14 protein-coding genes and 2 tRNA genes are annotated in these 19,769 nt (G+C 38.6%); 7 read left to right on the forward strand and 9 right to left on the reverse strand.

Annotation, left to right across the window (positions count from 1 at the left end):
• Window positions 1-186 precede the first annotated feature (186 nt).
• Both MSG66_RS15685 and MSG66_RS15690 read left to right on the forward strand, forming a co-directional pair.
• On the forward strand, window positions 187-1,275 hold the full coding sequence (locus MSG66_RS15685) for a YjgN family protein (RefSeq protein WP_324654566.1): 1,089 nt from the start codon (window positions 187-189) through the stop codon (window positions 1,273-1,275).
• Between the two features lie 20 nt (window positions 1,276-1,295).
• Window positions 1,296-2,390, forward strand: coding sequence for a M48 family metallopeptidase (locus MSG66_RS15690; RefSeq protein WP_324654567.1), 1,095 nt, complete (start codon window positions 1,296-1,298; stop codon window positions 2,388-2,390).
• A gap of 151 nt (window positions 2,391-2,541) precedes the next feature.
• Here MSG66_RS15690 and MSG66_RS15695 read toward each other — a convergent pair whose 3' ends face one another.
• From MSG66_RS15695 to MSG66_RS15705, 3 genes are all read right to left on the reverse strand, one after another.
• Complete coding sequence (locus tag MSG66_RS15695) at window positions 2,542-2,865, reverse strand: hypothetical protein (protein ID WP_133976363.1); 324 nt, start codon at window positions 2,863-2,865, stop codon at window positions 2,542-2,544.
• Window positions 2,866-3,230: 365 nt separating this feature from the next.
• Window positions 3,231-3,320, reverse strand: a tRNA-Ser gene (locus MSG66_RS15700).
• A gap of 86 nt (window positions 3,321-3,406) precedes the next feature.
• The gene (locus MSG66_RS15705; protein WP_324654568.1) at window positions 3,407-5,437 is read right to left on the reverse strand and encodes an NADPH-dependent 2,4-dienoyl-CoA reductase; all 2,031 of its coding nucleotides are present in this window, start codon (window positions 5,435-5,437) and stop codon (window positions 3,407-3,409) included.
• 444 nt (window positions 5,438-5,881) lie between these two features.
• On the opposite strand from MSG66_RS15705, the gene argG reads away from it, so the two are divergent.
• The gene (gene argG / locus MSG66_RS15710; protein WP_100222880.1) at window positions 5,882-7,240 is read left to right on the forward strand and encodes an argininosuccinate synthase; all 1,359 of its coding nucleotides are present in this window, start codon (window positions 5,882-5,884) and stop codon (window positions 7,238-7,240) included.
• Window positions 7,241-7,300: 60 nt separating this feature from the next.
• Here the strand turns inward: argG and MSG66_RS15715 are convergent, their stop codons facing one another.
• On the reverse strand, window positions 7,301-8,563 hold the full coding sequence (locus MSG66_RS15715) for a diguanylate cyclase (RefSeq protein ID WP_324654569.1): 1,263 nt from the start codon (window positions 8,561-8,563) through the stop codon (window positions 7,301-7,303).
• Between the two features lie 149 nt (window positions 8,564-8,712).
• Here MSG66_RS15715 and pyrC point away from each other — a divergent pair, with 149 nt between their 5' ends.
• The 4 genes from pyrC to MSG66_RS15735 all read left to right on the forward strand — a co-directional run bounded on the left by pyrC (window position 8,713) and on the right by MSG66_RS15735 (window position 12,786).
• On the forward strand, window positions 8,713-9,747 hold the full coding sequence (gene pyrC / locus MSG66_RS15720; RefSeq protein WP_324654570.1) for a dihydroorotase: 1,035 nt from the start codon (window positions 8,713-8,715) through the stop codon (window positions 9,745-9,747).
• A complete protein-coding gene (gene rnt, locus MSG66_RS15725) occupies window positions 9,732-10,394 on the forward strand; it encodes a ribonuclease T (protein WP_003652803.1) in 663 nt (220 codons plus the stop codon). Before pyrC ends, rnt begins: the two co-directional genes overlap by 16 nt.
• Before the next feature lie 18 nt (window positions 10,395-10,412).
• A tRNA-Glu gene (locus MSG66_RS15730) sits at window positions 10,413-10,488 on the forward strand.
• 183 nt (window positions 10,489-10,671) lie between these two features.
• Window positions 10,672-12,786, forward strand: coding sequence for a TonB-dependent receptor (locus tag MSG66_RS15735; RefSeq protein ID WP_324654571.1), 2,115 nt, complete (start codon window positions 10,672-10,674; stop codon window positions 12,784-12,786).
• 40 nt (window positions 12,787-12,826) lie between these two features.
• On the opposite strand, the gene MSG66_RS15740 is transcribed toward MSG66_RS15735, so the two are convergent.
• The 5 genes from MSG66_RS15740 to MSG66_RS15760 form a co-directional block, all read right to left on the reverse strand.
• On the reverse strand, window positions 12,827-14,071 hold the full coding sequence (locus MSG66_RS15740; protein ID WP_133974661.1) for an NADH:flavin oxidoreductase/NADH oxidase family protein: 1,245 nt from the start codon (window positions 14,069-14,071) through the stop codon (window positions 12,827-12,829).
• A gap of 187 nt (window positions 14,072-14,258) precedes the next feature.
• Window positions 14,259-15,854 (reverse strand): dipeptide ABC transporter ATP-binding protein, encoded by a 1,596-nt coding sequence (locus MSG66_RS15745; protein ID WP_324654572.1) that lies wholly within the window; start codon window positions 15,852-15,854, stop codon window positions 14,259-14,261.
• Window positions 15,829-16,839: an ABC transporter permease gene (locus MSG66_RS15750; protein WP_324654573.1), complete on the reverse strand. Its 1,011-nt coding sequence runs from the start codon at window positions 16,837-16,839 to the stop codon at window positions 15,829-15,831. Before MSG66_RS15750 ends, MSG66_RS15745 begins: the two co-directional genes overlap by 26 nt.
• Complete coding sequence (locus tag MSG66_RS15755; protein ID WP_324654574.1) at window positions 16,839-17,891, reverse strand: microcin C ABC transporter permease YejB; 1,053 nt, start codon at window positions 17,889-17,891, stop codon at window positions 16,839-16,841. The genes MSG66_RS15750 and MSG66_RS15755 overlap by 1 nt, the downstream gene beginning before the upstream one ends.
• Window positions 17,892-17,922: 31 nt before the next feature.
• Window positions 17,923-19,758 (reverse strand): extracellular solute-binding protein, encoded by a 1,836-nt coding sequence (locus MSG66_RS15760; protein ID WP_324654575.1) that lies wholly within the window; start codon window positions 19,756-19,758, stop codon window positions 17,923-17,925.
• Window positions 19,759-19,769: the final 11 nt, after the last annotated feature.

Consider the following 19,769-nt stretch of genomic DNA (forward strand, 5'->3'; position numbering starts at 1 on the left):
TAAGAGGCTTTATATAAAATAAAAGGTGTCTTTCTCCCGTTCCGCCGCAGAGGGAGACGAGTGGTATTGTTGTTTGCTTTTCATTCTATTTCTTTCTATTTATAAAAAATATATAATATTCTCAATAGCTTTCCAATTATCTATTACTTTCAATCAAGATCATTTAGTTTCAATAAAGAGAATAAAATGCAAGAACAAGCTTTACCCTCATCTCCTCAAGATTTGAATGAAGATCAAAATATTACGTCACAACCAATTTCTCAATCAGGAATTTATCATTTTAAGTTTCATGGTAAAGCCTCAGAATATTTTGGAATCTGGATCGTTAATATTCTTTTGACTATTATTACTTTAAGCTTATACGCACCTTGGGCTAAAGTTCGTCGCTTACGCTATTTCTATGGCAATACAGAATTTTTTGAACGTCGCTTTGATTTTACAGGGATTCCAACCAAGATTTTGATTGGACGTTTAATTGCATTAGGAATTTACGTCGTATTTGCAATTTCATCACAGTATTCAATGATTGCGACTGTGGTTGGACTAGTTGCGTTATATACAGCAGTACCTTGGTTAATTCGGGCTACTTTGCGTTTTACGGCAAGAAATAGTAAGTTCGGCAACACACGTTTTTATTTTGGTGGAACGATAAAAGAATCTTATAAAGTCTTTCTTTTGAGTATATTGGTATATATTTTCACATTAGGAATCTTTACACCCGTAGCTATTTGGCTATATAAAAAATATTATCTTAACAACTTATATGCTGGACAATTAAATTTCAAATTAAACGCAAATTGGTCTGCATACATGGCTGCATTTTATATACCCGTTTTTATTGCGCTTGGTGTAATTGCTATCTTTTCAATCTTTTACTTTGGTATTATCGGAACAATTTCTGGATTCTCATCGAACTCTGTAGTCTTCGGAATGTTTATGGTATATGCATTTATTGGATTATTTATTTATCCATTAATTGCTGCACGTCTTTTTATTACGACATGGAACAATACTACTGTTGGAAACAGTCAATTTAAAACAGACTGTAATCAATGGCGTTTTGCATGGATTGTAGCTTCAAACTGGATTGTAAAAATCTTAACTATAGGCTTAATGTCTGCTTGGGCTGCAGTTCGTATTCACAAATATCAGATTGAATCGATGAGTTTAATTTTATTAGATGATCCAGATCAAATGATGAATCTCGCTCAGCAAGAACAAAGTGCTTTAGCTGAAGAAATCAGTGATATTTTTGATATTGACATCTCTTTATAATAATTTGAGTTTAATAATTTATGTCCCAAGCAGTAGATATCATTTTCTATGACGGCATAGTGTCTAAACCTCACCGTGCTCAGATTTCAGCTCAATCTAAATCTGAAGTTCTCATTCGGTATGGTGAGCAATTAGAACAACAGCGTCATTATCAATATACTGATATGAAATTGATTGGTGCGCTGGGACAGTTACACCCAATGATTGAATTATCTGATGATGCTCGGATTGAATTTCATAGTGCATTACCTGAATGGTTTAATTATGCAACTAAAAAGGTTCAACATTCGATCTGGAAATTTGAACGCTCTCCAGCTCTTATTCTTTTTAGTGTAATTTTTGTGATTACTTTCGCGATCAGTCTCGTGAAATGGGGTGTTCCAGCTACATCCCATTATCTTGCTTTTCAATTACCTGAGAATACTTTAAAGAAACTAGGTGATGAAGCCGAGAATTATGTATTAAATAATTGGACTGCACCCAGCCAATTAGCACAAACTCAAAAAGACCAAATTACTAAACAATATTTGAATACTATTGCTGAAAACAGACCAGCCAAATTAGTCTTCCGTCAAGGTAATCAATTAGGAGCAAATGCTGTAGCATTACCTAATAATACGATCATCATCACAGATGAACTGATCAAAATGGCACATACTAATCAGGAAATCTTAGGCGTATTAGCCCATGAACAAGGCCATTTGATTTATCGCCATAGTTTACAACAAGGGTTAACTAGTTTAGGCCTAAGTGTATTATATATTGCAATGACCGGAGATAGTTCAGACTTATTTACCTCATTACCTGCCGCTATGATTGGTGCAAATTATTCACGTAAATTTGAGTCCGAAGCCGATCTATATGCTTTACAGCTGATGGATAGGAAGCACATAGAAGTCTCGCACTTCGCAAATTTCTTACAACGTTTAAGCGATACAACAGAAGAAGGTATCGATAAAAAAAATCAGTCCAACCCGCCAACTTCTCAAGAAGAATCTTCAGCTAATAAACTATCTACAGCTGTTCTTGATACTTTATCTTCTCATCCTGCAACTGAAGAGCGTATTCGAATGGTCCATGATTTTGAGAAAAAACAAAAGCTAAATATTAAATAGTAGAAAGTGAGGATTCAGTCCCAAGACACTATGAAATATAAAATTAAGCTGAAGTCTTAATCTGCCCAACTCAATCCAAATTTTTATATGGGTTTCTAAGTACTAAAACATTTTTTAAAGGCGCACAAAATAATTTATAGATTCACAAGCTCTATCTAGAAAATTTATGGTCTTTAGGAAGTGGAGCATCACATGGTTGATCCGTCTTTACATTGACCATTTTCACAGGCCCATCGTTGTAGATTGTTACCTTACAGCCTTTTACGACATATTCCTGTTGAATTCCACCATACATTTCATCCTCAGGAACAGCTGATGCAACATCACACGCCTCGTCAGCACGGCATGCAGCCTCATCTTCACCAACCTCTACAGCTTCTGCTCCAACTGCTTCCATTGCGTCTACAGCGCTCTCCTGCACTTCAGCATCTACAGCCTGTATCTTTGCTGCATATGTATTTGAAAGATTCATCATAAGAAAAATTGCAAGAAATGACTTACTACAGTGATTTATTAAATTCATGAACTATCCATATCTATTAATTTAAATTCAGCGTATACCGAGATCGATTTTACTTTGCAAGTTAGGGATGCAAAGGGGTTAGTATTATAAGGAGCTATTCTACCCATAATTATACATATAGCAGCAATAGTTGACCCGAAAGAATTCTTCAAACAATTACAAGATATTGACCATTATGAAGGTGTATTAACTAAAAATATAAAATTAAGCTGCATCTAAATCTGCCTAACTCAATCCAATTTTTTATACAGGTTTCTAAGTACTAAAAAACATACATATAAAAAAAGCCCCTGCTTTTAACAGGGGCTTTTCGAATTTGGCGGAAGCGGTGAGATTCGAACTCACGGAGGACTCACACCCTCGTCGGTTTTCAAGACCGGTGCATTAAACCGCTCTGCCACGCTTCCATGTGCGTAAGAATACAAAGCTTATTCATTTTATTCAAGAAAAAAATCACTGCTTTGTGTTCAAGTGCGTATTGTTTCATCAAATATTACAATCGAGCAGCTAATTCTGCACCATCTTTGATCGCACGCTTCGCATCTAGCTCTGCTGCAAGCTTTGCACCACCAATAATATGGTAGTTTGCTACGGTCGACTCACCCTCTTTTGGCATCAAGTCTTTTACCGACTCTTGACCTGCACACACCACAACCGTGTCTACACGTAAAAGCTGATCTTGACCGTTATGTTCAATCCAAAGCCCTTCATCAGTGACTGCTTTATATTGCACGCCACGGAGCATACGCACGCCATGCTTTTTAAGCTGTGCACGGTGTACCCAACCAGAAGTTTTCCCAAGTCCAACACCTAACGGCGTAGTTTTACGTTGCAGTAAGTAAATTTGACGAACTGGAGGTTCAATCTGAGCAGGTTGCATACCTCCCTCAGAAATATAGTCAGGGTTAGGGTCAATTCCCCATTCACGTTGCCATTCGGCTAAAGGTTGAGGCTGTGGTTGATGTGGAGGTTTAAGTAAAAATTCAGACACATCGAAACCAATACCACCCGCACCAATCACTGCTACTTTTTGTCCAACTTCTGCCCCTTTTAAAACTTGAGCATAAGAAAGAACTTGTGGTGCATGGCTTCCTTCAATCTTTAATGCGCGAGGGATTACACCTGTTGCAACAATAACTTCATCAAAACCTTCGCGTTCAAGCTGCTCACGATTCACGCGAGTATTTAAACGTACATCCACGCCTGTTTTTTCGAGTTGGACTTTAAAGTAGCGAATCGTTTCATGAAATTCTTCTTTACCTGGCACTACCTTGGCAAAGTTAAACTGACCGCCCACATCTGAAGTGGCTTCAAACAAAGTGACTGCATGACCACGGCTCGCCGCAACGGTTGCTGCTGACATACCCGCAACTCCGCCACCTACTACCGCAATACGTTTAGGCTGCTTGGTTTTTAAATAAACCAGTTCAGTTTCATGACCTGCGCGTGGGTTAACCAAACATGACACACGCTTATTTTTAAAAGCATGGTCTAAACACGCTTGGTTACAGGCAATACAGGTATTAATTTCATCAACACGGTTAGTCGCCGTTTTATTTACCCAAAATGCATCGGCCAATAATGGACGTGCCATTTGAACCATATCCGCTTTACCACTTGCCAAAATTTCTTCGGCAGTTTCAGGCATGTTAATACGGTTTGATGCAATAATCGGAATAGAAATATGTTGTTTTACATGAGCCGTGTAATCAACAAAAGCGGCACGAGGTACAGATGTTACAATGGTCGGAACACGGGCTTCATGCCAACCAATGCCGGTATTTAATAAAGTCACACCTGCCTTTTCTAGAGCCTTGGCAACAGTAACCACTTCTTGCATGGTGTTACCGTCATGAACTAAATCGAGCAAAGACAAACGGAAACAAATAATAAATTTCTCGCCAACTTTGGCACGAATCGCCTTAACAATCTCGACTGGGAAACGCATACGGTTTTCAATTTCACCACCCCAGCGGTCAGTCCGCTGGTTCACGTGGCTACTCAAAAATTGGTTAATTAAATAACCTTCAGAGCCCATAATTTCGACACCGTCATAACCTGCTTTTTTGGCAATGTCCGCGCACTGTGCATAGTCATCAATTGTGCTGAGAATATTTTTGTCAGATAGTTCACGTGGTTTAAATGGTGAAATTGGCGATTTGATCGGACTAGAAGACACCACAAAAGGTTGGTAACCATATCTGCCCGCATGCAAAATCTGCATTAAGATTTTAGAGCCATGTTTATGAACAGCATGCGTTACCAAACGGTGCTGAGGAACATCAAATAGACTGTTCATGGTTCCGCCAGCAGGTGCCAACCATCCTTGACGGTTCGGTGAAATACCACCGGTTACAATTAGGCCAACTCCGCCTTTTGCGCGCTCTTCAAAATAAGCTGCCAGTTTTGGATAATTATAGAAACGGTCTTCTAAGCCAGTATGCATGGATCCCATCACCACACGGTTTTTAATAGTGGTAAAGCCTAAATGTAATGGTTTTAATAGATTGGCGTAACTTGTCATGCTGCGTCCCAATAGTTTTTGCAACTTGTTGCATAGTACTTTAATACTTTTTTTATGGTTTTGGATGACCAAGAGCAAAATTTTATCGAGGCTTATGGTCAATCCATCCAACCCCAACGTATTGCTTTTATTTAATGACACTAATGAAATCTGGTTCTTTCTCCCATTTATATAATAGAAACAGCATAATCATGCCAAGAATGGTGACGCTTCATATTCATCCTATTTTCTTTTTAAGTTATTAAAAGTCTTTTCTTATTTGCACAACAATACTTCACTTACTTCTTCTCATTCTATAAGTGCGCTTAGTTTTTTATCAAATTAAAACTTCAAAGCAGAACAAGCGAATTAATGCTTTTTTTGCCAAAAAAAGCACCATGAATAGTGCTACAATAGCCGCCATTCAGAATTCTCGAGACCACCTGTACGGGGTCTTTTTTATAAATGTTAGGATTAGCAATGACTGATAATGCAACTATCTTGCAGCATGTACCAGTAGGCAAAAAAGTTGGGATTGCCTTCTCCGGAGGCCTAGACACTTCAGCTGCCCTATTGTGGATGAAACAAAAAGGTGCAGAGCCTTATGCATACACTGCAAACTTAGGCCAGCCTGATGAAGATGACTACGATGCAATTCCAAAGAAAGCAGAACAATACGGCGCTGTAAAAGCTCGCTTAATTGACTGCCGCTTACAACTTGCGCTCGAAGGTATTGCTGCAATTCAGTGTGGTGCATTCCATATCAGTACAGGTGGTGTTCCTTATTTCAATACGACTCCATTGGGTCGTGCAGTAACAGGTACAATGTTAGTTACTGCAATGAAAGAAGATGACGTTAACATCTGGGGTGACGGTTCAACGTATAAAGGTAACGATATTGAACGTTTCTATCGTTATGGTTTGTTGACCAACCCAAATCTTAAAATTTATAAGCCTTGGTTAGATCAAAACTTCATCGATGAACTCGGTGGCCGTGCAGAAATGTCACAGTTCCTGATCGACAACGGTTTTGACTACAAAATGTCAAAAGAAAAAGCGTATTCAACTGACTCGAACATGTTGGGTGCAACTCACGAAGCAAAAGATCTTGAATACTTAAATGCTGGTATCAAAATCGTTGACCCAATTATGGGCGTTGCTTTCTGGAAAGATGACGTTGAAATCAAACCAGAAGAAGTGACCGTACGTTTTGCAGAAGGTGTACCTGTTGCATTGAACGGTCAAACTTTTGACAATCCGGTTGAGCTTATTCTTGAAGCAAACCGTATTGGTGGCCGTCATGGTTTGGGTATGTCTGACCAAATCGAAAACCGTATTATCGAAGCGAAATCTCGCGGTATTTATGAAGCTCCGGGTATGGCCCTTCTTCATATTGCTTATGAGCGTTTGGTTACTGGTATTCACAACGAAGATACGATCGAACAATACCGCATTAACGGTTTACGTTTAGGTCGTTTACTTTACCAAGGTCGTTGGTTCGACTCTCAGGCGCTTATGTTGCGTGAAACTGCACAGCGTTGGGTTGCTAAAGCTGTTACTGGTGAAGTTACTCTTGAACTTCGTCGTGGTAATGACTACACCATCATGAACACTGAGTCTCCAAACTTAACATACGAAGCTGAACGTTTAACAATGGAAAAAGGCGATTCAATGTTCTCGCCTATGGACCGTATTGGTCAGTTGACTATGCGTAACCTCGACATTACCGATACACGTGCAAAACTTGGTATCTATACAGATGCTGGCTTGCTTTCAATCGGTCAAGGTTCTGCTATACCACAATTAGATAGCAAGAAAAAATAATTTTCTTAGCTCATAAAAAAGCCACCTACAAAGGTGGCTTTTTTATTTGAATGCTTTTACTTAAGCAATTTCTGGTAACTGCAAAGGTTGATAATAAATCTGATTACGTCCAAGCTGCTTAGCTCGATATAAAGCTTGATCGGCAGCATGAATTAAATTTTCCTGAGTAACTTTTAAGCCTTCTGTATAAACAGTAAAGCCTAAACTAATGGTAACCTGCTTAGAAACCAAAGATGCAGCATGAGGAATCGCTTGACGCTCAATGGCTTTATAAATATTGGCAGCCACAGCATAGGCACCTTGAGCGGGTGTTTTCGGTAAAAGAACGACAAACTCTTCTCCGCCATAACGAGCAACAAAATCAACATGTCGAATCGAATTTTTAATTGTAGAGGCAATAGATGAAATGACCTTGTCTCCCATCTGATGTCCATAAAAGTCGTTATAATTTTTAAAAAAATCGATATCAATAAATAAAACGGCCAATGGGCGCTGTTCCTGCTTTGCACGATAGTAAAAGAAGTCGAACATCTCATCAAAGGTACGTCGATTAGGAATTTTAGTAAGCGCATCTTGCTGACTTAAATGAAGCAACTCAGATGCCTCAATACGTAAAATCTGCTCGTTAAGTTCAGCAAGCTGATTATTTAAAAAAAGGCTTCTTTCTCTAGACGTGAGCATCGTGCTAATTGAAAAACCTAAAATACAGCTACCAAATAAAGCCCTTCCCAAAGCAATATAATCACAATTGGCTTGCAATAATAACAATAGAGAAAAAACGGAAATTGCTGCGATCAAACCAACATAAAGCATATGTAAAGGCTTTATACCGCTCAAAATAAAGCCAAGCATATATAAAAAAGAAAGCAGTAACATCGACTGATTTTTAAGGGCTGCATTTCCGACACTAAGAAGCAACATTGCATTGACAATAATGGTAAAAAAAATAATAACGCATGCGGCAATATAAAAATAATCGGTGAGTTTCTTAAACTTTGCAAATACCCAAAATAGCAGTAGCGCACCTGCAATATTAATTGCACTTAATATGCAGTAAATAAAATCCCAAGTGATGTAAGGTACACCTATCACCAAATAGTCAGTAGGTAGCGCTAGCAAAATAAAAATGAGATAGGTTAGAACACCACTTGCTAAAAACTTGGAGATGTTTTGTTTGGTTCGTTCAAGATTTAAATGCCAGAACTTTTTTTCTAATTGATGAGGCAAAGGTGTATTGGCATAACGATGAGTATGTAGAGTTACCAGATATTCTATTTCTTCTTTTGCTTTGAGTAATTCATGTACATTCCCCCTATTTACCACTACTCAATTCCTAGCTCTTACATATTAACAAAATATAACATTATTTTTTAAGGCCTCTTGCGCTTTATTTTGCCATTTGTCCGTAATTCTCGTTACCATTTTCACACTTTATCGATTATCATTTGTTTTATTTCGAAGTTTGAACTGCCTTGGACTCTATTACCCTGCTCCAGCCAGATGACTGGCATGCACATTTACGTGATGGTTTAGCATTAAAACGTACCGTACCCGATTTGGCTAAACAATTTGCTCGCGCAATCTGTATGCCAAACCTTGTTCCGCCAGTAAAAACTGTGGAAGAAGCATTGGCTTATCGTGAACGTATTCTTGCTCATGTTCCAGAGGGTCTCAATTTTGACCCACGTATGGTGCTTTATTTTACTGACTTCACCTCACCAGATGAAGTTCGTAAAATTAAAGAATCTGGACATGTGAATGCCATTAAACTTTACCCAGCTGGCGCAACCACCAATTCTGATAATGGTGTGAGTGATATCCGTAAGGTTTATGCGGTTATTGAGCAATTAGAAGAGCATCAAGTGCCGTTATTACTTCATGGTGAAGTGACTCATAACCACGTCGACATTTTTGACCGTGAAAAACGTTTCCTTGATGAAGTACTCAACCCGCTTTTAAAACAATTTCCAAAACTTAAAGTGGTACTTGAGCACATTACAACAAGCGATGCGGCTCATTTTGTTTTAGAACATGACCGTAATGTTGCTGCAACAATCACGCCTCAACATTTATTATTTAACCGTAATGACATGCTGGTCGGTGGTATTAAACCGCATTTTTATTGTTTACCAATTTTAAAGCGCCAAACACACCAAACAACTTTGCTTGAAGTTGCAACCAGTGGTAACCCTAAATTTTTCTTGGGTACAGACAGCGCACCCCACTCGCAAGATGCAAAAGAAAATGCGTGTGGCTGTGCAGGCTGTTATAGTGCACCTAATGCAATTGAACTTTATGCTCAAGCATTTGACCAAGTAGGTAAATTAGAACGCCTAGAAGGTTTCGCTAGCCATTTTGGTGCGGACTTCTACGGTCTACCACGTAATACTTCTACCATTACCTTGGTAAAAGAAGATAACCTTGTACCAGAATCTTTTGATTATTTAGATGATCAAAAAATTATCCCGCTGCATGCCGGGAAAAAGCTGCAATGGAGAAAAGTGTGACACAAGAAACCTCTGTCCCGGTCATTGGCCAACGTTTTCGTGGCTTCTTACCTGTTGTTGTTGACGTTGAAACGGCAGGTTTTAATGCCCAGACAGATGCATTGCTAGAAATTGCGTGCATTCCAATTGTGTATGATGCTCAGGGACAATTTGTCCCTGGTCCAGCATTCCATGCGCATATTAACCCGTTCGAAGGAGCTAACCTCGACCGCCGTTCGCTAGACTTTATTGGTATTGATCCGTTCAACCCAATGCGTATGGCAATGGCTGAAGATGAACGGACTGCATTACGCCGTATTTTTAAATCAGTAAATGAAGTTCGTAAACAGCAACATTGTACGCATGCAGTGTTGGTCGGCCATAACGCCCATTTTGATCTTGGTTTTGTTCAAGCAGCGATTGCACGTACAAGCACAAAAAACCAGAACCCATTTCATAGTTTTTCAGTCATGGATACGGTTACTTTAAGTGCTGTTATGTTTGGACAAACTGTCCTTGCCAAAGCCTGTATACAAGCTGGAATTGAGTTCGATGGTAAAGAAGCCCACTCTGCTTTATACGATACTCAGAAGACTGCTGAACTGTTTTGCTATATTTTGAACAAACTGTCTCCTTACCTACTTGACAGTTTGGTGGCGGCTTCTTAAGATACCGCCATCCTCAACGTCCCTATCGTCTAGAGGCCTAGGACATCGCCCTTTCACGGCGGTAACCGGGGTTCGAATCCCCGTAGGGACGCCATTATTCTATTCTTATAAAATTTCTTTTTATTTTCTTAATATTCTATTTATTTTTTAACCCCTCTTATTTCCAAATAAAATACATTTGTATTTAAATATCACTGATCCAGTATTTCTTTTATATACATTTACAATATAATAATTCCTATTTTTATACTGATATTTATTATCAAACAGGTTTTAAATGGATCTTAAGCTTCGCCTCCTCTCCCTCAGCATTGCTCAACTCTGTTGTATTTCAACTGCTTTTGCAGAAACAGATAGTTCTTCAACGACTCTTGCTACGATTAAAATTAAAGCTCAACAGGCTTCTGACCAAACTTACAAAGTCGATAGCTCGAGTAGCGCGACACGTAGTGAAGTCGCATTAAAAGACACACCGCAATCGGTAAGTGTTGTGACCCAAAAAGTAATTGAAGATATTGGTGCAACACGTTTAATCGAAGCGCTTGATTTAGCAGGCGGTGTTGGACGAGCGAATAACTTTGGTGGTCAAGGCTTAACTGCTTTTAATCTTCGTGGTTTCACCAGTGGTGAATTTTATCGTAACGGATTCCCAATTAACCGTGGTTATCCAAATGCGCCAGATAGCAACACCATTGAACGTATAGACGTTTTACGTGGCCCCTCTTCTAGCTTATATGGCCGTGGTGACCCAGGCGGTACGTTTAACTTAATTTCAAAAACACCAAAGTCTGAGCAACAAACAACTTTAGGCGCTCAGCTTAACAGTGAAGGTTTATACCGCACCACTGTAGACACCACAGGTACGATACCAAATGCAGAAAATATCGGTTATCGCCTAAATGTGATTGCAGAAGGTGGTGATAGTTATCGTGATCATGTCGAATCCAAACGTTATGGAATTGCGCCAGTCATTCAATGGCAAGCGACTGATGCAACTAAAGTAACCTTTGAAGCCGATATTTCACGGAATCAACATCCGCTTGATCGTGGGCATACGCGTTATCCTACACAGAAGTCTTTTAATAGTTCACCAGAAACCTATTTGTGGGAAACAGGTAAATATAACAATCGACTCTACAATGATAACAACATGACTCAATTACGAGTTGAACATGACCTTGGAAATGACTGGAAGCTTAATGCGGGTGTGCAATATTTAAATGGCAAATTGCATGGCTATGCCGTAGAAGCAAATGGAATTCAGTCTGATGGAGAAACACTCGAAAGAAATTACAACTATCGCGAATTAAAATGGCAAGATACCGATGCCCAAATTAATTTAACAGGTAATTTCCAACTTTTAGGTTTAGCACATACCTTAGTGACTGGACTCGAATACGAAAACTATGATTACAAGTCATACATTATTCGTTCAGATCTAAAGTCAAATAACTACCCAATCAATATTTATAATCCTGTTTTAGGCCAACCTCTACCTGAGCTTAAAAATGTTACTACCCATGATCGTGAAAATTTAAAAACAACTGCCCTTTTTGTACAAGACCAAATCGATTTAAATGAACGTTTAAGTGCTTTATTGGGTTTACACTTTGAGCACTATGAGCATGACTATAAAAACCTATTACCAAATACTGCAAACTGGAATACTAGTCACGATGCCTTTATTCCCCGTTTAGGGTTAGTTTTTAAAGCCCGTGACGATCTTTCAATCTATAGTAATGCAGCAAAGTCTTTTAAACCAAACACTGGCGCTAGCCGTAATGGAGAGGGATTTGATCCAGAAGAAGGCATGGCTTACGAGTTAGGTTTTAAATGGCAAGCGCTAGACAATATGTTGTCGGTTGACTCTGCTATTTTTTATGCTGAAAAAGAAAATGTATTAACTATCGATCCTGTTGATTCAGCTTACAAGGTTTCTGCTGGTGAAGTCCGTAGTCGTGGTATTGAGCTAAATATTACAGGTCAACTTACACCTGCTTGGAAAATTATTGGTGGATACGCATATACAGATGCTGAAGTGACTAAAGACAACACTTTGCAAAAAGGAACGTCTTTAGCCAATATTCCAAAGAACAGTTTTAACCTGTTAAATATGTATGAGTTTCAGGATGGTCCTTTACAAGGTTTAGGTCTAGGGGTTAATCAAAAATATATTGATAAGCGTGCAGGCCAAACAGCAAATAGTACCTACACCATGAAAGGTTATGCAGTTACCGACTTAGTTTCTTACTATCAAGCAACACCAAAACTTCGTCTTAACTTAGATCTGAAAAATATTTTCGATAGAACTTATGATGAAAGTGCCTTTAATTTATATGCATACCCAGGCGAACCACGTACTGTTCAGTTTGGTATGAGCTATACGTTCTAAAATAAATGCGCCATTTCAGCTTTTGAAATGGCGCATCGGATTAAGCAGATTTACGTGAATTCACGCGACCTTTTACCACAGCTGTAATATTGCCTTTGGCATAATTAAAAAAGACGACTAGTGGTGAAAGTTTCGGATTTGGCTTTTTGCCTTTACCAATGGTTTTAAATTGAGCGGCATACCAAATAATTTCCATGATTGCCATTTTATCGACAAAAGGTAGGCCTGTTTTAATTGGTTTTACTGCATAGCGTACGTCCTGCCCTGCAATTAAACGGTCTGTTAAATCAGTCTCAACTGCAAGCGGACGCGCAATACCAATAAAATCACAAGCCCCACTTGCGAGTGCTGCATTCATTCCTTCTACAGTACGGAATCCACCTGTCACCATGAGTTTACATTTAACATGTTGGCGGATCTTTTCAGCAAAATCTAAGAAATAAGCTTCACGAGCAATCGTGCTTGTCTTACGCTTATCAGCTTTAGCCCCTGCCATTGCAGGTGCTTCATAAGTACCGCCTGAAATTTCAATTAAATCAATACCAGCTTCATCAACTGCTTTAAACACTGAAATTACATCTTCTTCGCTAATTCCACCACGTTGAAAATCGGCAGAGTTCAGTTTGACTGAAATGATAAAATTCTCGGAGGTTGCTTCGCGAACAGCCTTATAAACTTCTAATAAAAAGCGGGTACGGTTTTCAACTGAACCACCCCATTGGTCGGTACGCTTATTCGTTAAAGGTGATAAGAACTGGCTAATCAAATAACCATGCGCACCGTGTAATTGCACTCCTTCAAAACCTGCTTTTTCACAAATACGAGCAGCGGTTGCAAATCGATTAATGATATCTAGAATTTCATCATGAGTTAATTCACGTGGCGTTCCAAACATAGTGGCTAAAGCTGGACTAAATGGTACTGCTGACGGCGCGACAGTCTCTTTATTTAATCCTTTTGGACACTGACGCCCTGGGTGGGACAATTGAATCAATTGCACCATTCCATATTTTTTACCTAATGCTGCCCACCCTTTTAAGCGCTCTAAATCACGTTCGGTTTCAATAACAACAACACCGGGTTCATTTTTTGCGGCTACATTGACCATGACGTTGCCTGTGATTGCACAGCCAAGCCCACCTTTTGCCCACGCCCCATATAAGCCTAAATGCAAGTCATTTGGTTGACCTTCATAATTTGCAAGCGCTTCACTCATTGCACCTTTAATAATTCGGTTTTTGAATGTGGTATTGCGAATTGTGATGGGTTGGGCAATCTGGTTCATGGTTAACCTCTTTTTTAGTTTTTTAGAGCAATTGCTCTAATTTAGACGAGTTATAGGGCATGTCAAGTTATAATCGATAGCTGACAATAGCATATGTCAATTTCAAAAAACATAAAAATATGCAACTTTTTGCATAAAATGCATAAATAAAATATTCCATTTAAAAACAATAATTTAATATTTTATTTTAAAAGCTTGCTTTAATTAATTGTCTTGTATATTCAGTCTTAGGCTTAGAAAACAACAGTTCTGTTTCCTGATATTCAACAACTTGTGCACGGCGCAACACCATAACTTTATGGCACAACGATTTGACTATATTTAGATCATGACTAATAAAGATATAGCTCAAATGTTCAGTTTTCTGTAATTGTCGTAAAAGTTTAATGATGGCTTTTTGCGTGGTTCGATCTAATGCAGAAGTGGGCTCATCCAAAATTAAAAGTTTCGGTTGAACGACTAAAGCTCTTGCCAAAGCAACCCGTTGACGTTGTCCTCCAGAGAGTTCGTGTGGGTAACGATGTTGAAAATCTTCAGGCAGTTCAACCTTCTTGAGAACAGATTTAACTTGTTCTTGAATTTGACTGTTTAATACTTCTTTTACTTTTAAACCTTCAGCAATAATCTGCCCAACCGTCATTCGAGGGTTCAAACTACCAAACGGATCTTGGAATACAAGTTGAAAATCAGATCTCGCCAAACGTAAAGCTTTGGGAGCCAACTGATTCAAATCTTGTCCTAAAAAATTAATCCGCCCTTCACTTTTAATGAGCCGCACTAAAGCCAGAGCCAAAGATGACTTTCCAGCGCCACTTTCCCCAACGACTCCAAGTGATTCACCTTGAGCAAGATCGAAGCTCAAACCTTCTATTGCAGTCACATAGCCCTGAACGCGATTAAAAATACCTTTTCTAATTGGAAATTGCACGCTAAGCTGTTGAACAGACAAAACATTCTTTTCTATTTCAAGAAGTTCTGCATTGCCAAAATCATGTTCTAATAATTGCTGTGTATAAGCGGTTTTAGGATTTGCAAAAATCTGGCTAAGCTCACCTTGCTCTACAACACACCCACTTTGCAATACAACCAGTTCATCGGCATATTGACGTACCAAATTTAGGTCATGGCTAATTAAAATAAGTGCCATTCCATATTTTGCTTGTAAAGATTTTAATAATTCTAAAATCTGGATCTGTAAAATGACATCAAGTGCTGTAGTCGGCTCATCAGCAATTAAAATTTTGGGTTGCAGTGCCAATGTCATGGCAATCATGACACGTTGCCTTTGACCACCAGAAAGCTCATGCGGATAGCGTTTTAAAATCTGTTCTGACTCACTTATTCCAACATCTGTGAGTAACTCAATGACTTGTTGTCGAACATTCTTTTTAGTCAAACCTAATAAAAAAAGGTTTTCCCCTACAATTTTTTCAACCCGATGTAGCGGATTTAACGCAGTAGCAGGCTCTTGAAAAATCATGGCGATTTGTCGACCACGCACATTAGATTGAGCTTTTTCATCTAGCTCAAGCATATTTTGGGAACCAATCCAAACGTGACCTGTTATTTCTAATTTCTCTTGTAGTAGCCCCATGATTGCTAAACAGCTAAGTGATTTACCTGAGCCACTTTCCCCAACAATAGCCAGTGTTTCCCCTTCACTAAGCTGCAAATTAAGGTCTTCTAACAAAATCTTTTGATCTAGCGTTTGAATAGAAAGATGTTCTACTTTTAATAACGTTGGAGCTGTATTTAAATTATTTTCTTGGGTCAAAAGCATCACGGGCAGCCTCCCCAATATAAATTAAAAGTGAAAGAACAATAGCCAAACTAAAAAAACCTGAAATCGCTAGCCATGGTGCATCTAAATTATTTTTACCTTGGAGCAACAACTCCCCTAACGATGCTGCATCGGGTGGTAAGCCATAGCCTAAAAAATCAAGAGCAGTTAAAGCGCTAATATTAGTGGTTAAAATAAATGGTAATTGGGACAAGCTCGAACTGATTGCATTCGGCAAAATATGCTTAAAAATAATAACGCGGTCAGTCACTCCTAACACTTGAGCGGCACGAACATAATCAAGCTGACGAGCTTTCAAAAACTCTGCTCTGACAATCCCCACTAAAACTGTCCAGCCAAAAAATAACATAATGAAAAATAGCCAATATACATTGGGTACAAACATGCTGACCAAAATCATGACCATAAATAGCATGGGTAAGCCATTCCAGACTTCAACCAAACGTTGTCCCAATAAATCTACCCAACCGCCATAGTAACCTTGAATGGCACCCACAGTAATGCCAAATAAAGCAGAACAAAAAGTTAAGGCCAAACCAAAAAGCAAAGATACCCTTAAACCATAAAGAATACGGGCAAAAACATCTCTTCCCTGATCATCAGTTCCTAACCAGTTTTGCTTGGTAGGTGGTGACGGTACAGGAACTGCCAAGTCTAAATTGGGAGTTTGATATGAAAATTTAATAAGTGGCCAGACTGCCCATCCTTGAGCATGAATAAGTTCTTGCACAGCTGGATCTTTATAATCAGCCTCTGTTTCAAACACGCCACCAAACGTCGTTTCTGGATATGTCTTAAACACGGGTAAATAATAGGAATCTTCATACTTCACCAGTAAAGGCTTATCGTTAGCAATCAACTCAGCAGCTAATGACAAAACCAAAATTAGACTAAATAAAATAAAGCTGGCCCAACCTAATTTATGTTGTCTAAAACGTTGTAACCGTGTCCGCACAATCAAAGACATTATTTGCCTCCTTGTGCGTCAAAGTGAACCCGAGGATCAATCCATTGGTACAGCACATCACAGATGAGACGTAAAATTAGACTAAATAAAGTAAAGAAAAATAAGACGCCAAAAATAACAGGATAGTCCCGCTGGACAATGGCTTCAAAGCCTAATAATCCGACACCATCTAAATGAAAAATAATTTCTACAAACAGGTTACCCACAAAGAAAATACCCGCTAGCACTTCTGGTAACCCTGCGAGCACGACTAAAATAGCATTACGAAATACATGCTTATATAAAACTTGCTGGCCATTTAATCCTTTTGCATAAGCAGCTAAAATGTAGGGTTTATTGAGTTCTTCTAAAAACGAATATTTAGTTAAATACGTTAAACTGGCAAAACCACCTAATACCATCGTAATAAGTGGCAAAGTCATATGCCATAAATAGTCGGTAACTTTGCCCCAAAGACTGAGTTGATGAAAATTATCTGAAACAAGATTTTGTAATGGAAACCATTGAAAATAAGAGCCGCCTGCAAAAAAAACAATCAATAAAATGGCAAATACAAAACTGGGTACAGCATATCCCACCACAAGAACTAAAGAAGTTGAGCGATCAAACCATGAACCTTGCTGTCTGGCCTTCTTTATACCAAGCGGAATCGAAATTAAATAAATCAGAAAAGTACTTACCAGCCCAAGCGAAATAGAAACAGGCATTTTGTCCCACAGCAATTGCACGACTGGTTTATCTTTAAAAAAACTTTGTCCAAAATCTAAAGTTAAATAGCCTTTTAACATGAGAAAAAACCGCTCAGGAGCAGAACGATCAAAGCCATACTGCGCCTTAATTTGCTCAACTATTTCAGGGCTTAAACCTTGAGCACCTTGATAATAAGTCTCTGCACTTAAGGCACGTCCAATTCCCAAATCACTTTGTGCCTGATGTATTGCTTGCTCAACTGGCCCACCCGGTGCAATTTGCACAACCACAAAGTTAATCAATAAAATGACAAACAATGTGGGAATCATTAAAAGAAGTCGCTTGAGAATATATGAACCCATATAACAGGATTTCCTTTATGGCAGGTGCTTTTTATTGTTGATGTAAATATTTAGCAACTTTTTTGGCTTTGTTTGCATCACTCCACCAATAATCTATTCCAGACGAAAGTACTGGTTTAATTTTAGGCTGTTGATACATATTCCAATAAGCATACCAGTTTTCACCTTTACCATAGGTCGGAATTTGATAATAACCAGCCCTCAGCAATCGATCGAGAATACGAGTATAAATAATCTGTTGTTCACGATTTTTACTTGCAATGAGTTTAGAAATAACTTGATCAATTACTGGATTGCGAATTCCCGCATAATTGTAATTTCCATCCTGCGCTGCCGCCTTGCTCCCCCAAAACTGAGTTTGTTCATTACCCGGATTAAGAGATTGCGGCAGATTCATGGTGGTCATATCAAAGTCATAGCGGCGAGTACGTTCTAAATATTGCGGAGCGTCGACTTGTCGTAAATTAACATCAATGCCTAACTTTTTTAAGTTACGGACAAAAGGCATTAATGTTCGTTGTTTACCATCTTGTTGAATTAAAAACTCAAGCTGAACTTTTTTACCTTCAGGCGTCAACAACTGTCCATCTGTAACTTTATAGCCAGCCTGTATAAGCAGCTGCCGCGCAATTAATAAATTTTGACGGTTAAATCCACTCGCATCCGACACTGGGTATTTCCAATCTGCTAAGACACCCTTTTGCATTATTGGAGATAACTTAGGCAATAACGGTTTTAACAACTCTAATTCAGTTTTTGAAGGTCGACCCGTTGCTGCTAATTCACTATTTTCAAAATAACTTTTAAGACGCTGATACTGTCCATAAAACAAAGCTTTATTTTGCCATTCAAAGTCATAGGCGTAAGTTAAGGCTTGTCTAAAACGAATATCATTTAAAGGTCTTCGTCGTGTGTTAAAAACATAACTTTCAGTGGCAATCGGGTTATGGTGACGAAACTTATATTGAGTAACAAGTCCTGCTTTTACGGCTGGAAAACGATAATCTGTTACCCATTTTTTAGGGTTAGTTTCTTCATGCAAGGTGTATTGACCAGATTTAAATCCTTCAAAAGCAATATCCCAATTTCGATAATAAACATATTTTAATCGGTCAAAATTATAACGTCCTTTATTAATAGGCAAATCTTTTGCCCAATAATTTGGGTTTCTTTTATAACTAATGCTTCTACCCGGATCAATTCGTTCAACCACATAAGGTCCCGAGCCAATAATCGCTTGTAAAGTAATTCGGCTAAAATCCCTTGTTTGCCAATCTGCTTTTGAATAAATGGGTAAGGTTGCCAAAATGAATGGCATTTTAGGGTTGTGCGTAGATTTAAAACTAAACTTTACTTGATGGGCATTTATTACTTCTGTTTTTGCCAAATCGGCAAGGTACATCTGCAAACCTAAATTTGACTTAGTCTGATAGGCATCAAAACTAAATTTAACATCTGCTGCTGTAACAGGCTGTCCATTACTAAAACGCGCTTTAGGGTTTAAATAAAAAGTAACAGACTGTGTTTTTTCTGGATCATAAGTAACTTTCTCTGCCAAAAGAGGATATAAAACCCCGACCTCATCTAGCGATTGGGTCATTAAAGTATCAAAAAGATAATTAACGCCTTCTGTAGCATTCCCCTTACCATTCATACTATTGAGGTTATCAAAAGTTCCTTGAGCCGCCTGACTTAACAAGCCACCTTTAGATGCATTAGGGTTTGCATATGGCATAGCCATCATTCCTAAATATTTAGGCTTGGAATGAATCGCTATATATGAGGTAGTTTGCTGTGCAGAAAAAACAGCATGAGAAACAACACTGAGCCCGACTAGCAGGCTCAGTTGAAAATATGATTTATGCATAAGTTGCTAAT

Origin of the sequence: Acinetobacter sp. IK31, assembly GCF_035615195.1 — a bacterium.
Classification (GTDB): Bacteria; Pseudomonadota; Gammaproteobacteria; order Pseudomonadales; family Moraxellaceae; genus Acinetobacter; species Acinetobacter calcoaceticus_C.

Coding starts and splice junctions, on each gene's coding strand:
- MSG66_RS15735 (WP_324654571.1), top strand. CDS start 10,672: ATGGATCTTAAGCTTCGCCTCCTCTCCCTCAGCATTGCTCAACTCTGT.
- MSG66_RS15685 (WP_324654566.1), top strand. CDS start 187: ATGCAAGAACAAGCTTTACCCTCATCTCCTCAAGATTTGAATGAAGAT.
- MSG66_RS15755 (WP_324654574.1), bottom strand. CDS start 17,891: ATGGGTTCATATATTCTCAAGCGACTTCTTTTAATGATTCCCACATTG.
- argG (WP_100222880.1), top strand. CDS start 5,882: ATGTTAGGATTAGCAATGACTGATAATGCAACTATCTTGCAGCATGTA.
- MSG66_RS15705 (WP_324654568.1), bottom strand. CDS start 5,437: ATGACAAGTTACGCCAATCTATTAAAACCATTACATTTAGGCTTTACC.
- MSG66_RS15760 (WP_324654575.1), bottom strand. CDS start 19,758: ATGCATAAATCATATTTTCAACTGAGCCTGCTAGTCGGGCTCAGTGTT.
- MSG66_RS15695 (WP_133976363.1), bottom strand. CDS start 2,865: ATGATGAATCTTTCAAATACATATGCAGCAAAGATACAGGCTGTAGAT.
- MSG66_RS15750 (WP_324654573.1), bottom strand. CDS start 16,839: ATGTCTTTGATTGTGCGGACACGGTTACAACGTTTTAGACAACATAAA.
- rnt (WP_003652803.1), top strand. CDS start 9,732: ATGGAGAAAAGTGTGACACAAGAAACCTCTGTCCCGGTCATTGGCCAA.
- MSG66_RS15690 (WP_324654567.1), top strand. CDS start 1,296: ATGTCCCAAGCAGTAGATATCATTTTCTATGACGGCATAGTGTCTAAA.
- MSG66_RS15740 (WP_133974661.1), bottom strand. CDS start 14,071: ATGAACCAGATTGCCCAACCCATCACAATTCGCAATACCACATTCAAA.